Raw genomic sequence first — 12,645 nt, 5'->3', positions numbered from 1 at the left:
CGATACTGGGCTCGCGGCGCACGATTACCCAGGCGGGAGTCACACCCGCTAGAACACGCGGCCTTGCCAGGCCGCACTATCCCTGTTTCCTCAGACAGGCGCTGAGCGCCGCGCGCCGCGCCGAGGCAACACCTGAGCGGCAGCGCGAGCTGCTGGTCGCGACCATGGACCACCTCAAGTCACTCCCGGCGGATGCCACGCCGCCGGTGATGGCAGAGGCCATCCACGCGCTGGTCCGTGCGCAGACGCGGAATCCAGATCCCTATCGCGCGGCGAAACAAGAGGCCACCGAGCAAGCGCTGGCGCTGCTCCCCGCCCTAGGCGAGCGGGTGCGCACCGCCGCCGATCCGCTGGACACCGCGGTGCGTATCGCCATCGCCGGCAACATCATCGATTACGGCGTCGGCGAGACCTTCGCGCTGGAGGCGACCTTGGAGCTGGTGCTCGAGCAGCCCTACGCCATCGACGGGCTCAACGCCCTGCGCCAGGCGCTGGAGACGACCGAAGACATCCTCTTCCTCGGCGACAACGCCGGCGAGACGGTGTTCGACCGCGTGCTCATCGAGCATCTAGGCAAGCCGGTCACCTATGTCGTGAAGGGCTCGCCCATCATCAACGACGCCACGCTAGAAGACGCCATCGCCGCCGGGCTCGACCAGGCCACCGAGATCATCGACAACGGCTCGGCCGCGCCCGGCACCATTCTGGATCGCTGCTCGCCCGAGCTTCGCCAGCGCTTCGACGCAGCCCGCCTCATCATCGCCAAGGGACAGGCCAACTATGAGACGCTCAGCGAGGTCCCGGCGCCGATCTTCTTCCTCCTGCAGGCCAAGTGCGGCGTGATCGCGGGGGATCTGGGCGCTCGCCAAGGCGACATCATCCTCAAGGCGCCACGGGACCCGGGGCAGGTCTGAAGCGGACACTCTGCGCAGACCGCAGGTCCTTCTCCGTCCGCTAGATGCGCGGCGCGTGCATCCCTTTGGGGGGGCTGCGCGCGGCTCGCTCGATGCATGCCGGACCTCACTTTCAGGCTTCAACCTAGAAAGAGCTTCCAGGCACCAGCCACCAGCCACCAGCCACCAGCCACCAGCCACCAGCGGACAGCTTAAAGTTTTGTTTTGGTTATTCTTTCAGGTCTTCGCTGAGTCACCCAACGGGTGAGCGGCTGGTCGGCCAGACAATCCGGCAACGGTATGAAATTCCTCCGCTGGCGGCTGGGAGCTGGAAGCTGACTGCTGCAATTAGGTTCAAAATATTCGAGCGCTGAGCGCGTAGTAGACAGCCATCAAGGCAGAGAAGAGCGCGCTCGCGACGAAGCGAAGACGCAGCGGAAGGCGGTTCTGGATCACCCAGTTGGCGAGCACGGCGACTGGAATGTTCGCCAGGAAGGACCAGAGCCCCGTCTGCAGCAGACCCCAGCCGATCCGGCTCCAATCGCCTGAAAACAGGGCGATGAAGGCCAGATGGCGGGCAATCCACAGCGGATTGAAGTAGATCAGCGCCCACCAGGTCCGCCCAAGCGAGGCCTTCCAGCCGCCCTGCCCAGAGTGCCGATCGATCCAACGAAACCAGTTCGGCACCTCAACGCCATACAGGAAGCCACCGATCATCACCATCCCGATCGACCGGCCCAGGCTCAGCTCACCGAGGATCCAGGCCGCCAAGGCATCGCCGCTGCCATAGATCGCCATGCCGCGCAGGACATTTGGCCAACTGAGCCCGGGGTAGCCGCTTTGGTCGTCAGCGGTCCTATCGATCACGAGCAGGCACCCAAACGAGCGCGGGGGGAGCGAAGTCCACCGAGCCCCGCACCAGCATCGGCGGACTGCACTGCGCTTGTCCACCCTAGGTGAGCGCCCGACTAGCCAACCAGCGCCATCAGGACGCGCTCAGGCGTCAGGGGGGCATCGAGCGCCGAATCGCGTTCGGGACGGAATGCGCCTATCGCATCCAGCAGCGCTGTATAGGCGCCGACGCCATACAAGAAGGGCGGCTCGCCGACAGCCTTGGCATTGAGCAAACCGGCTGGCTCTGCCGCATCGGACAAGAACCGGACTTCGATCTCGGGGGAGCTGGGGCCATCCGGGATCTTGTAGGTCGCCAGCGCGTCCGTGAGCAGCCGACCTTCGGCGTCATAGATCAGCTCCTCGCTGGTTATCCATCCAATGCCCTGCACGACGGCGCCTTCGACTTGGCCTCGGTCGATCTCCGGATGCAAGCTCGCGCCCGCGTCGTGGAGGATCCGAACCGGGCCGATGCGATAGGTCCCGCGCAGACAATCGAGCCTGACCTCGGTGACGGCCGTGCCATAGACGTGATAGGCGAAGGGGTGTCCTGCTTGCCGAGTGGTGTCGAATTCCAGACCCGGGGTGCTGTAGTGCGCTTGGGCCGACAGACTGATGCGTCGCTCGTAGGCCGATTGCACCAGCGCCTCCCAGCTCAGCTCGGTTGGCCGGCCCGCTCGCGCCACCCGCCCCGCCTTGAGCGACAGCCCCTCGACGGGCGCCGAGAGCTGCTCTGCAGCGACCTGCAGCAGCCGCTCGCGCAAGGCCCCGCAGGCCTTGGCCAGCGCCTTGCCGTTCAGGTCCGCGGTGACGCTGGCAGCGCTAGCCGAGCCGTTGGCGACGCGCGTGGTGTTGGTCGTCTCCGCACGAATCCGCTCCAGCGGCACACCCAGTGACGCGGCGGCGACGCGGCATAGCTTGGCAGTCACGCCCTGGCCCATCTCGACCGCGCCCGTGGAGAAGCCGATGCTGCCGTCCAAGTAGCCATGGACCAAGGCGCTGCCCTGATTCAGCGGTAGGTGGGTGAAGGAGATGCCGAAGCAGATGGGCGTCAGCGCCAGCCCCTTCTTGCTGAGTGGATGAGCAGCGTTGTAGCCATCCACGTCCGCGCGCCAGCGCTCAACGCCGAAGTCTTGATGCGCCTGGTCCCAGCAGCGTCGGGCCTGGCAGCGCTCGGCCGCCATGCCGTAGTGGAAGTGGTCGTCCTCGTCGAGCAGGCTAAGCCGCTGGATCTGCTCCGCCGGGATGCCGGATTGGCCGGCGGCGCGGCGAATCGCCGCCTCGATGACGAAGGCGGCCTGAGGAGCGCCGAAGCCGCGCATAGCGGTGAAGGGCGGCAGGTTCGTCCGGCAGCTCCAGCCTGTCGCCCTGAGGTTTGGAATGCGATAGCTGCCATTGGCATGGAAGAGGCTCCGCTCGAGCACGGCCAGCGAGAGATCGGTATAGGCCCCAGCGTTCTGAATGAAATCGACCTCATAGGCCAGGATACGGCCCTCCGGGTCGAGGCCGATGCGAAAGTCGGCCTGGTAGGGGTGGCGCTTGCCGGTCATCCGCATATCCTCGCCGCGCCTCAGGACCAGCTTGACCGCCTGGCCGCTGAGTCTGGCCCCCAAGGCCGCGAGCGTCGCCCAGGCAGAGGCTTGGCTCTCCTTGCCGCCGAAACCGCCACCGACGCGCCCGACGTCGACTTCCACCTGGTGCATCGGCACCCCCAGCACCCGGCTGATGGCTGCTTGGACCCCGGAGGGATTCTGGGTCGACGAATGGATCAGCAGACTGCCGTCGTCGCGCGGAATGGCCAGACTGGACTGGGTCTCCAGATAGAGCTGCTCCTGGCCGCCGCAGGCAACTCGACCGCCGACGACGTGGGCGCAGCGCGACCAGGCCGCCTCGACGTCTCCACAGCCGAAGGTGCGCGCTGGCGCGAACAGCCGCCCCTCCTCCCGCGCGCGGCGCGGATCGGCCATGACAGGCAAAGGCTCGGCGTCCAGCCGAATCGCCGCGGCGCCACGCCGTGCCTGCTCGGGATTGCGCGCCAGGACCAGGGCCAGCGGCTGACCGGCATAGTGGACGCTGTCCTCGGCCAGCAGCGGCTCATCGCCGACGACGATGCCAATGGCGTTCGCGCCTGGAATGTCACGGGCCGTGAGGACGCCAACCACGCCCTCCACCGCCAGCGCCGCAGCTGTGTCGAGACCCCGGACCCCTGCATGGGGGTGGGGCGAGCAAGAGACCGCAGCGTGCAGTGCGCCGGACGGAGCCGGAATGTCATCGACGAAGCGCGATCGCCCGAGTGCGTGCAGTGCCTGCTGCGGCCGGCTCATGGTGTGTCTCCGTCAATGCGCAGCTCATCCGCATTCGGCGCCAGCGCGAGAAAGTGCGCCTGCACCAAGCGCCCCAGCAGGGTCCGCTTGTAGGTGGCGCTGCCATGCACATCGTCGATCGGGGTGGCCTCCGCCATCGCCAGCCTTGCCGCCTCGCCCACCGTCTCGGCATCCACCAGGCGTCCCGTCAGCCAGTCCGAGGTTGCGCTCAAGCGCCGCGGCGTCGGCCCCACCCCGCCGGCGCTGAGGATGGCGCGCTGGATGGTCGACCCTTCGAGATCCAGCCGCATCGCGGAATTGACTGCGGCAATGTCCAACGTCTTGCGATGCGCCACCTTCTCGAAATTGAAGCGGATGAGTCCAGGCTGCAGCGGAAAGGCAACGGCCGTGATCATCTCGTCCTCGGCCATCGCCAACCGCTTGTAGCCCAGATAGAGGTCGGCGAGCGGCAGGGCGCGCTCACCCGAGGGACCCGCGAGCGTCACCTCGGCGTCCAGCGCGAGCAGGCAAATGCAGAGATCGGCGATGGGCGACGCATTGACCAGGTTGCCGCCGAGGGTTGCGCGATCACGAATGGGTGTCGCCGAGACCTGGCTCAGAAACCCCTGGACATGCGGCAGGGCGGAGGCCAAGGCGTCCGACTCCAGCAGCTCCTCGATGGTGGTCCCGGCGCCGATTCGACAGCGCCCTTGCTCGAGCGTCACGCCGCTCAGCGAGGCATCGCGCTCCAGGAGCCAGATTGGATGCCGTTCCAGGCCCGGATCGGGGCGGCCGAAGAGATCGGTGCCGCCCGCAATGATGCATGCATGCTCGGGTCTCGGCGCGGATGCGGGCAAGGCCGCAAGCCGCTGCGCCGCGCCCGCAAACCAGGGGGGAAGCACCCGCTGTGCGATCAAGGCGTCGCGACGGGCGACGGGCTCGTTCGGCAGTCCAACGAGCTCGCGCCGAATCCGCCGCACCGCACGCTTGATGCCCATGTAGCCGGTGCAGCGACAGAGGTTGCCGTCGACGGCCTCCAGTACCTCCTCGTCGCAGTCCAGACGGCCATTGAGCAGGTAGGCGGTCAAGGCCACGACCAGGCCTGGCGTGCAGAAGCCGCATTGAACGGCGCCCTCCTCCACCAGCGCTGCCTGAATCGGCCCCAAGGCGTCCTGCTCGCCCGCACAGGTCTGGGACAGCCCCTCGATGGTCACGAGATGGGCCTCGCGCAGGGCACCCAGGGGCAGGAGGCAGCTGTCGACGACGCGGTAGCGGATAGCGCCGCGCGGGTCGCGATGACCGAGGAGGACGGCGCAGGCTCCGCACCCGCCATCGCCGCAGCCGTATTTGGTGCCAGTCAGGCCCCTTTGCTCGCGCAGCCAGGTCAGGGTCAGGTCCGTTTGACCGGCCTCGGTACAGACCTCTTCGTCGTTGAGCAGGCAGTGGATCATGCCGGCACGGCCAGCTCGGTGAAGGCGAAGCGGCGTCCGTCGAAGAGCCCGAGGTCGCTGAGCTTCAGCTCCGGGATCACCAGCAGGGCCATGAAGGACAGCGTCATAAAGGGGGCGCGCAGGTCGCTGCCAAGCGCCTTGGCCTGGCGATCCAGCTCCGCGTAGCGCCTGGCCACCCAGTCGCCGTCCTCGACGCTCATGAGGCCGGCCAGCGGCAGCGGCAGGACCTCGACTCCCTCCCCGGTCGCGACGGCGATGCCGCCCTGATGGACGATGAGGGCGTTGATGGCAGCGGCCAGCGACTCGCGGTCGGCACCCACGGCGACCAGGTTGTGTGAATCGTGCGCGACACTGGAGGCGATGGCCCCATGCTTCAGTCCGAACCCGCGAACCATGCCGAGCGCGGGGGGCGCGGGCCGGTAGCGGTTGAGCACGGCGATGGTCAGCAAATCCCGCGTGGTATCCGGCTGAGCCTGGCCGTCGGATGTCAGCGGCTCGACCAGCGACTCATGCGTGACCAGCTCGCCGTCGACGACGTCGATGACGCGCAACTGGTCGGTATCGGCCTGCATTGCCAGGGCCTGGGCGGCGATGGGCTCGGTCTTGAAGCGATTGATCGGCGTGACCGGGAGATGCGGCAAGAGGCTCCGCCCCTCCTCCGCGACCAGCCGGCCCCGCGCCCAGACGCGCTGCGGGCGCAGCTCGGTCAGATCCCTCACCAGCACGGCGTCCATGGGATCGCCGACCCGCAGCTGCCCGAGATCCAGGCCATAGTGGCGGCAGGGATTGATGCAGGCGCAGCGCAGGACATCGAAGGGATCCTGCCCCTTCTGGATTGCGGCGGCCGCCAGCCGGTCGATGTGTCCCGCGACCAGGTCGTCCGGGTGCTTGTCGTCGCTGCACAGCATGACGCGGTCGGGCCGCTCGCTGATCAGCGGGTGCAGGGCTTCGAAGTCGCGCGCGGCCGAGCCCTCGCGCAGCAGGATCGACATACCGGCGGCGATCTTGTCCCGCGCCTCCCGCAAGGTGCGGCACTCGTGGTCGGTGGAGATCCCGGCGGCGGCATAGGCACCCGCCTCCGCGCCGAGCAGACCGGGCGCATGACCGTCCACGGGCAGGCCGCGCTCGCGTGCCGCCGCGATCTTGGCCAGCACCTCCGGATCCCGACCCAGCACGCCGGGGAAGTTCATCACCTCGGAGAGATAGCCGATGCCGGGCTCATCCAGCAGGGCCGCGACCTCCTGCGTCCCCAGGCTGGCGCCCGCCGTCTCGAAGGGCGTGGCCGGCACACAGGAGGGCGCGCCGAAGAGGATCTTGAAGGGTGTCCGCGCCGCGTCCTCGAGCATGAAGCGCACGCCTGCGATGCCCAGCACATTGGCGATCTCATGGGGATCGGAGACGGATGCCAGGGTCCCGTGGCGCAGGGCGATTCGGCCGAATTCCGACGGCGGCAGCATTGCGCTCTCGATATGGACATGGGCATCGACGAAGCCGGGGATCAGGTATCCCGCCTCTGGGCTTGGCGGCCCAATATCCTCGATCTCCCGGATGATGCCGTCGGCCCAGCGGATTCGGCCGGCGCGAATCCGCCTGCGCTGCAGGTCGACGTGATTGACGCTCAGCTCACCGGAGCTGAGGACATGGCTGGAGATATTCTGCGGCATACCGACGACCTCATGGCTCTCAGGGCTACCAAGCAGTCTAGCCCAGGGTGGCGCGCGTCAGGCACCAGGAGATGTCCGGGTCGACCGACAGCAAGGGCTTGCGCCGGCGCGGCTCTCCGAGGCGTGCGCCGTATCGACGCCTAGGCAGGAGACGGGGCCGCGACCCGCAGCACCTGGCATCGAAGCGCACTTTTCTGCGCTCCACAGGCTCAAGGCCTAGTATCTAAGGCATCCAGACCTTGCTTGCCGGTCTGCTCACCCCGTCAACAGGGAGACACGCATGGATGTTCGCTTCGGCATTTACGCGAAGGTTGCCCATGACATCATCCGGGATCAGGCGCGTCTGCCGACCTTGCCCGACGTGGCCTTGCGGCTGCGTCACGCCGCGCAGGACGAAAACAGCGATTGGGACGAGATCGCGGGCATCATCCAGACGGATGCCGGCTTGTCGGCGCATCTCATCCAGACGGCCAACAGACCCCTCTACCGCAGTTGGCGCAAGACCAAGGACCTCAAGAAGGCGCTTTCGCTGTTCGGCCTGGAAACGACACGGAACCTGTGTCTGAGCTACTCGCTGCGGGCGATGTTCCGCACCCGAGAGCCGCGCCTGAAGCGCGTCTTGGAATCCTTGTGGACGCTGAGCGCCAGACGCGCCGCGCTCAGTGCCGTGCTCGCCAGGGGCCACCGGCGCCTGCGCCCGGACCGCGCCCTGCTGGCGGGACTGCTTCAGGACGTTGGGCTTCCGCTGCTCTACATGCGGCTGGAGGACCATCCCGAAGCCCTCGGAAATCCCGAGCTCCTGGAAGACCTGGCACAGACCTTCGGGCCTGGCGTCGCTCTGGCGCTGCTGCAGTCTTGGGGATTCGACGCCGAGCTGCAGGAGGTGGTGCACTCCCGGCGAGAGTGGCTGCGCGACCATGGCTCTCACCCAGATCTAGCCGACGTCGTTCTGCTCGTCAATCTGCATCTGCTGCGCGCGGACGGCGATGCGCCCTCCGACCTGCCCGCCATCGACAGCCTTCCGGCCTATCGCAGGCTCGATCCCGGCCCTGTGAGCACGCGCGGGACCCTTCAGGCGCTCGACGAATGCGCGGACATCCAGGACATCGAAGGGTCCATCCGCGGCTGATGCGCCCTGCAGCCTACAGAGGGAAAACCGCGTGCTTGGCTGCGTCATCTCCACTGAGCGGCCATGCTCGTTAGGCGGGCTTCGCGACCATCACCCAAATTGCGCCGATGAGCAAAGTGGTGGCCAATAGGCCCCAGCGATTCCAACGACGGACGTCGCGCCAATAGCTGCTCGGGATCTCGCCCGTCTTCGCGAAGATGCGCGCCTGATGTGCCTGCCGGATCTGTGCCGGAACCAGAATGAAGGCCCAAAGCGCGCCGGACAGCAGCAGTAGCCCCTCGCCCCAGACCAGCCAGCGTGGCCCGAGGAGATCGATTCCCGCGATGCCAGCGGCCCCAAAACCGGTCAGCATGATCACGACGACCCCGCCGACCGTGAATCGCCAGTCCGTGAGCGTGACCAATTGCTGCGCGAAGGCGATCACAGATGCGCTACCTGTGCGATCCGCCGCCATCTTCCAGACCAGTGTGACGATGGCATTGCCCACGAGGAGTACGACACCGAGGATGTGAAGGGCCTTCAACACTGCGTAAAGCATGGCGACCTCCCGCTTGGCTTCGATCATTGCTCGGATTAGGGCATCTGCCCGGCCTGTGCGTTTGCAGCTAGGCCGGGTATCTCGAATGCTCCCTCGTCTCCAGAGACGCCCAACGACCGCTCGAGACGGACCTTGCGGCTTGGTACGCTAGTCGCATCGGCTAGGGGTTAGCGGCACTTGCATGCACGGCCGTCGTCCCCGGGATATGAGCTACTTTTAGGCGATTGCCGGAAATTCTTATGCCAGGTGGCGCCGGATTGAGGTCCGCCTTCAAGGAGCGCCGACAGGAGCATCGCTGGGCGATGTGACTGGCGGGGCGACACAGAAAGCGGGCGTCAAGACAAGCCAGATGGTATGGGAATTGACAGAAATCGCCTTAGCTTGGAGGGTTGTCCAATGTCCGTTCGTCTGCGAAAGCTCGCAGGTGTGCTCCTGATCTTCGCCACGGTTGGAGTCGCCTCGATGTTAGCCCTCATGGTGTCGTGCTCATCGGCCGCCGCAGCCGAGTCATGGTGCGCGCACACGCAGCCCTTCAGCGATGCAATCACCTGCGACGCAATCACCTGCGGCGAAGGCACCAGATGAAACGCCTGCTACTCTTGCTCGGGCTCGCCTTCGTCCCAGCAATTCTAGCCGCTCGCCCATGGCGCCGTCTGATCGAGCGGCTGCGTCAGGAGCGGCCGCAGGCCTCGACGCCAGAGCAGCCTAGCGGAGCCCTGCTCTTCGTCCTGCCGCTTCCGGTCGCGCTAGCGGCGCTGATCTCGATGGCGCGCGGCAATGCCCTTCCCCTTCTAGGCGACTTGCTTGGCTACGGGCTCTTCCTCGTGGGGGCGCTCTTGGTGCGGCGCGGTCTTTCCCAGACCAAAGACACCGCATCGCAGCTGCCGCCTTTCACGACGCTCGGTAGCCTGGTCGTTGGGATTGCGACGGCACTGACCGTATGGCTGGGCGTCGGCTATGACCCCATCGTTGCTGCGACGTTCGGCGCGCTCGCCGTGCTTGGCTGCTTTCTCACCTATGGCTTCGAGCTTCGCCCATTCCCTTCCCTGGCGCCTCGGCCGAAGCTGAGCAAACAAGCACGCAAGGTCTTGTCGGAAGCTGACAAGGCACTGGGACTTCTGGAGGAAGAGCGCCGCCACATTGCGCAGCCGGAGCTCAGCGACAGGCTAAGCAGAATTACGCGCCTGGCGCGGGAGATCCTGACACACCTGCGCGACAATCCGGATGATCTGCCGCGGGCGCGCAAGTTTCTCAATGTCTATCTCGATGGCACGCAGGAGGTCGTGGCGGGCTATGCGCGCACCCATCGGCGGGTCGAAGCGCCAGCGCTCGACGAGCGCTTCCGCAGAGTCCTGATCACTGTCGAAGGCGTGCTTGAAGAGCAGCAGCAACGCTTGCTGTCGCGGGACCTGGACAACCTCGACGTGCAGATCGAAGTGCTGCTGAGGCAGCTCGAGCGCGAGGGCATCCGCTAGCGCGCCCGACTCGCGGCGCAGGCAAGCTGACCTGGCGAATCCTGTTCAATATTTCGACAAGCGGCATTGAGCTCCGGCCGTTCCGGCGCATCTTAGAGCAAGGGTCGGGTGTGTGCGCGGGATGGTATCGACCCTGGAGGGCATGCGGGGAAGGTAGGCGCGGAAAGGGCTAGCAGCCACCAGCGCTCAGCTTCCCAATATCAGCCACTGAGCCATCGAGCGGGGATCTCCAGCCTTTTCAGGAGCCCGCGCTGAGCACGGATCAAGAGACGCCTAATGAGGATAGAAGCCACGGATTCGCTCGACTTTCCGGTCTTTTTCGGCCGATTTCTCGTCCTCAGCGGATTGCTCACCGACGATGACATCGCCGAAGCCAGCGCGCTTCAGAAGGACCTCGCCGCGACGGCATTCTTCATACTGATCGAGCGGAGACTGCTCTCCGTCGAAGACATGGCGCGAGCGCTCGCCTATCAGCGCGAGCATCTCACGCGTTTTCCCGATGCCCTGAGCGCCCTGAAGATACTCCCTCCGGCGCGCATCGCAGATGCGATGCGCCTCGCTCAGAGCAACCGTATCCGCCTGGGCGAGATCTTGGTCCTGCAAGGCAAGATCACACGCAAAGAGCTTGAGGACGCGCTCCGACGTCATCGCGCGCACCAAGGCTCGTTGGGTCTCGAAAAACCGATGGGGATCGAGTGATCCCCCAGCTCGGCGGAACCCTACTGGGTGAAGCCATAGAGCCTGTCATATTCCTCGCGCAGCAAGTGGTAATTGTGGCGCGGCCGCTCGACAAGCTTTTCACGAAGCTCGAGCTGCTCGCCCAGCTCTTTGGCTTGCTCGGCGTAGCCGTCACGGCCGACGATCAGCTCACGCACGGAGGCGCGATAGCCTCGGATGGTGGTCTGAAATTGCTTGATCGAGCTTTCCAAGCCCTCGCATTGCTGCGCCAGTAGCTTGAAGTTTCTCTTCGAGGCATTGGCGGGCTTCAGAAGCTGTTGGCTGCAGGGCCTCGCTTCCTCGAGCTCCTCCCGGAGCTGTCTCTGTCGTCCCCGTGGAGGGGGGCAGGAGCTCATCCAGCGCGCTCTGCAGACCCTCATTGACGTCCTCGAGCCGTCGATAGCTATTTTCGAGATCGTCCATGGTCTCGTGATTCGCCTGCAGACTGTGGCGAGTCGGCCTGTAATGCTCGATCAAGGTCTCGACATCGGCATCGAGGCAGAATACGCCGCAGGATCTCCGCGCGCGCCTGCGCCGTGGTGTCTTCGGCGCCGAGGTTCATTTGGCCATCTGAGAAGAGAACGATGGCGCGATGGATAGCTGCGTCTTGGCCTGCGCTCGCGTAGGGCCGATAGGGGCCTGCTCGGGATACGTGCGATTTTTTATCACTTGGAGCAGGTGATCCTGAGCCTTCTTAGCCAGTGCGAAAACCCCCAACGGAAGCCCGCGTTAGCGCGCAAAATAAAGTCGGACTCATTCTCCCCATGAGGAAAAGAGCAAAACTTCAGTCTTGCAATGGTTGCCCTTTTCTGTTTTTCGGCCCCCGCTCGGCGTATCGTCAGTAGGTCACGCTTACCCAGTTCGCTCCTTGGGTTTCAACCTTCATGACCTGTTCGCCCTTGGGCGAGACTGAAAAGTCAAGTAGCAACCTGTCCTCCAAGTCACTCGTCAAAAAGACGAAAATTCCCTCCTCGTTCACTGCGAAATCGAAAGTGAACTTGACCGCGGCAAGTGATGGAACCAGCAATATGCCGCAATCAATCGTGCGCGGCGTCCATACATAGACCGAAGAATGGTTTGCGCCGTGCAACCTCTGAACAAATCCCTTGAATCTCTCCGAACACCGTTCCGAGAACGGGATCTCACAGGCTTGGGTGGCCTGTGCATGGAACTTCTGCGAAGCCTCTCGAATTGAGGCCGCTTGCTCAAGACTACCCAGTTCATCGGCATGAACGGGGCGTCCGATCAGCGCAGTGAGTTCATCTAGATACCTTTTCAGATTGAGCTTCTTCCTAAGCTTCGCCGATGAGGGCTGCGCGTGCATCAGTAATCGACCTTTGACTTGTTGTTTGAAAGTGCCGGTCGCCCGTAGTTGTTTTTACGCACCGTTCCTGTCGAAGGATCGGTCTTGACGCGACCAGCCTCCCAATGTGCCTGTCCAGGGTGACTCCTATCCATCGTTTGCTGCTGGACCGACATACGCTGAGTGCCACCACCTGGCGTACGTCATATCGTTACCCATAAGTCCCACTCACGGATCGTTGCGCCTCCAAGGCGAGCACAAAGTCGGCTGCGCGCTGCAGA

At 65.1% G+C, this 12,645-nt stretch carries 11 protein-coding genes; 4 read left to right on the top strand and 7 right to left on the bottom strand.

The window, feature by feature from the left end; genetic code table 11:
• Positions 1–23 precede the first annotated feature (23 nt).
• The gene (locus G3446_RS23785; protein WP_164456007.1) at positions 24–914 is read left to right on the top strand and encodes an ARMT1-like domain-containing protein; all 891 of its coding nucleotides are present in this window, start codon (positions 24–26) and stop codon (positions 912–914) included.
• Positions 915–1,247: 333 nt separating this feature from the next.
• Here the strand turns inward: G3446_RS23785 and G3446_RS23780 are convergent, their stop codons facing one another.
• The 4 genes from G3446_RS23780 to ade form a co-directional block, all read right to left on the bottom strand.
• Positions 1,248–1,760: a hypothetical protein gene (locus tag G3446_RS23780; RefSeq protein ID WP_209262600.1), complete on the bottom strand. Its 513-nt coding sequence runs from the start codon at positions 1,758–1,760 to the stop codon at positions 1,248–1,250.
• 101 nt (positions 1,761–1,861) lie between these two features.
• Positions 1,862–4,108, bottom strand: coding sequence for a molybdopterin cofactor-binding domain-containing protein (locus G3446_RS23775; protein WP_164456001.1), 2,247 nt, complete (start codon positions 4,106–4,108; stop codon positions 1,862–1,864).
• Entirely contained in the window at positions 4,105–5,538 is a 1,434-nt protein-coding gene (locus tag G3446_RS23770; protein WP_164455999.1) for an FAD binding domain-containing protein, read from the bottom strand. Before G3446_RS23770 ends, G3446_RS23775 begins: the two co-directional genes overlap by 4 nt.
• Positions 5,535–7,202 carry an adenine deaminase gene (ade, locus tag G3446_RS23765; protein WP_164455997.1) on the bottom strand — a complete coding sequence of 556 codons (1,668 nt, stop codon included), beginning with the start codon at positions 7,200–7,202 and terminating at the stop codon, positions 5,535–5,537. Before ade ends, G3446_RS23770 begins: the two co-directional genes overlap by 4 nt.
• A 280-nt stretch (positions 7,203–7,482) precedes the next feature.
• Here ade and G3446_RS23760 point away from each other — a divergent pair, with 280 nt between their 5' ends.
• A complete protein-coding gene (locus tag G3446_RS23760) occupies positions 7,483–8,331 on the top strand; it encodes an HDOD domain-containing protein (protein ID WP_164455996.1) in 849 nt (282 codons plus the stop codon).
• 70 nt (positions 8,332–8,401) lie between these two features.
• Here G3446_RS23760 and G3446_RS23755 read toward each other — a convergent pair whose 3' ends face one another.
• On the bottom strand, positions 8,402–8,896 hold the full coding sequence (locus tag G3446_RS23755; protein WP_245232723.1) for a DUF2269 family protein: 495 nt from the start codon (positions 8,894–8,896) through the stop codon (positions 8,402–8,404).
• 554 nt (positions 8,897–9,450) lie between these two features.
• On the opposite strand from G3446_RS23755, the gene G3446_RS23750 reads away from it, so the two are divergent.
• Entirely contained in the window at positions 9,451–10,344 is an 894-nt protein-coding gene (locus G3446_RS23750) for a 5-bromo-4-chloroindolyl phosphate hydrolysis family protein (RefSeq protein WP_164455994.1), read from the top strand.
• 276 nt (positions 10,345–10,620) lie between these two features.
• Positions 10,621–11,043, top strand: coding sequence for a hypothetical protein (locus G3446_RS23745; RefSeq protein WP_164455992.1), 423 nt, complete (start codon positions 10,621–10,623; stop codon positions 11,041–11,043).
• Positions 11,044–11,063: 20 nt separating this feature from the next.
• On the opposite strand, the gene G3446_RS23740 is transcribed toward G3446_RS23745, so the two are convergent.
• Together G3446_RS23740 and G3446_RS23735 are read right to left on the bottom strand one after the other, a co-directional pair.
• A complete protein-coding gene (locus G3446_RS23740) occupies positions 11,064–11,273 on the bottom strand; it encodes a hypothetical protein (protein WP_164455990.1) in 210 nt (69 codons plus the stop codon).
• 626 nt (positions 11,274–11,899) lie between these two features.
• Positions 11,900–12,385 carry a hypothetical protein gene (locus G3446_RS23735; RefSeq protein WP_164455988.1) on the bottom strand — a complete coding sequence of 162 codons (486 nt, stop codon included), beginning with the start codon at positions 12,383–12,385 and terminating at the stop codon, positions 11,900–11,902.
• Positions 12,386–12,645 lie beyond the last annotated feature (260 nt).

Origin of the sequence: Thiorhodococcus minor, from assembly GCF_010820565.1 — a bacterium.
Taxonomy (GTDB): Bacteria; Pseudomonadota; Gammaproteobacteria; order Chromatiales; family Chromatiaceae; genus Thiorhodococcus; species Thiorhodococcus minor.
Note: the sequence above shows the minus strand (reverse complement) of the source record. Positions and strands in the feature narration are given on the sequence as shown.

Excerpts from the sequence above, each read along its gene's own strand:
- G3446_RS23775 (WP_164456001.1), bottom strand. The coding sequence starts at position 4,108 with ATGAGCCGGCCGCAGCAGGCACTGCACGCACTCGGGCGATCGCGCTTC.
- G3446_RS23770 (WP_164455999.1), bottom strand. The coding sequence starts at position 5,538 with ATGATCCACTGCCTGCTCAACGACGAAGAGGTCTGTACCGAGGCCGGT.
- ade (WP_164455997.1), bottom strand. The coding sequence starts at position 7,202 with ATGCCGCAGAATATCTCCAGCCATGTCCTCAGCTCCGGTGAGCTGAGC.
- G3446_RS23760 (WP_164455996.1), top strand. The coding sequence starts at position 7,483 with ATGGATGTTCGCTTCGGCATTTACGCGAAGGTTGCCCATGACATCATC.
- G3446_RS23755 (WP_245232723.1), bottom strand. The coding sequence starts at position 8,896 with ATGATCGAAGCCAAGCGGGAGGTCGCCATGCTTTACGCAGTGTTGAAG.
- G3446_RS23750 (WP_164455994.1), top strand. The coding sequence starts at position 9,451 with ATGAAACGCCTGCTACTCTTGCTCGGGCTCGCCTTCGTCCCAGCAATT.
- G3446_RS23745 (WP_164455992.1), top strand. The coding sequence starts at position 10,621 with ATGAGGATAGAAGCCACGGATTCGCTCGACTTTCCGGTCTTTTTCGGC.
- G3446_RS23735 (WP_164455988.1), bottom strand. The coding sequence starts at position 12,385 with ATGCACGCGCAGCCCTCATCGGCGAAGCTTAGGAAGAAGCTCAATCTG.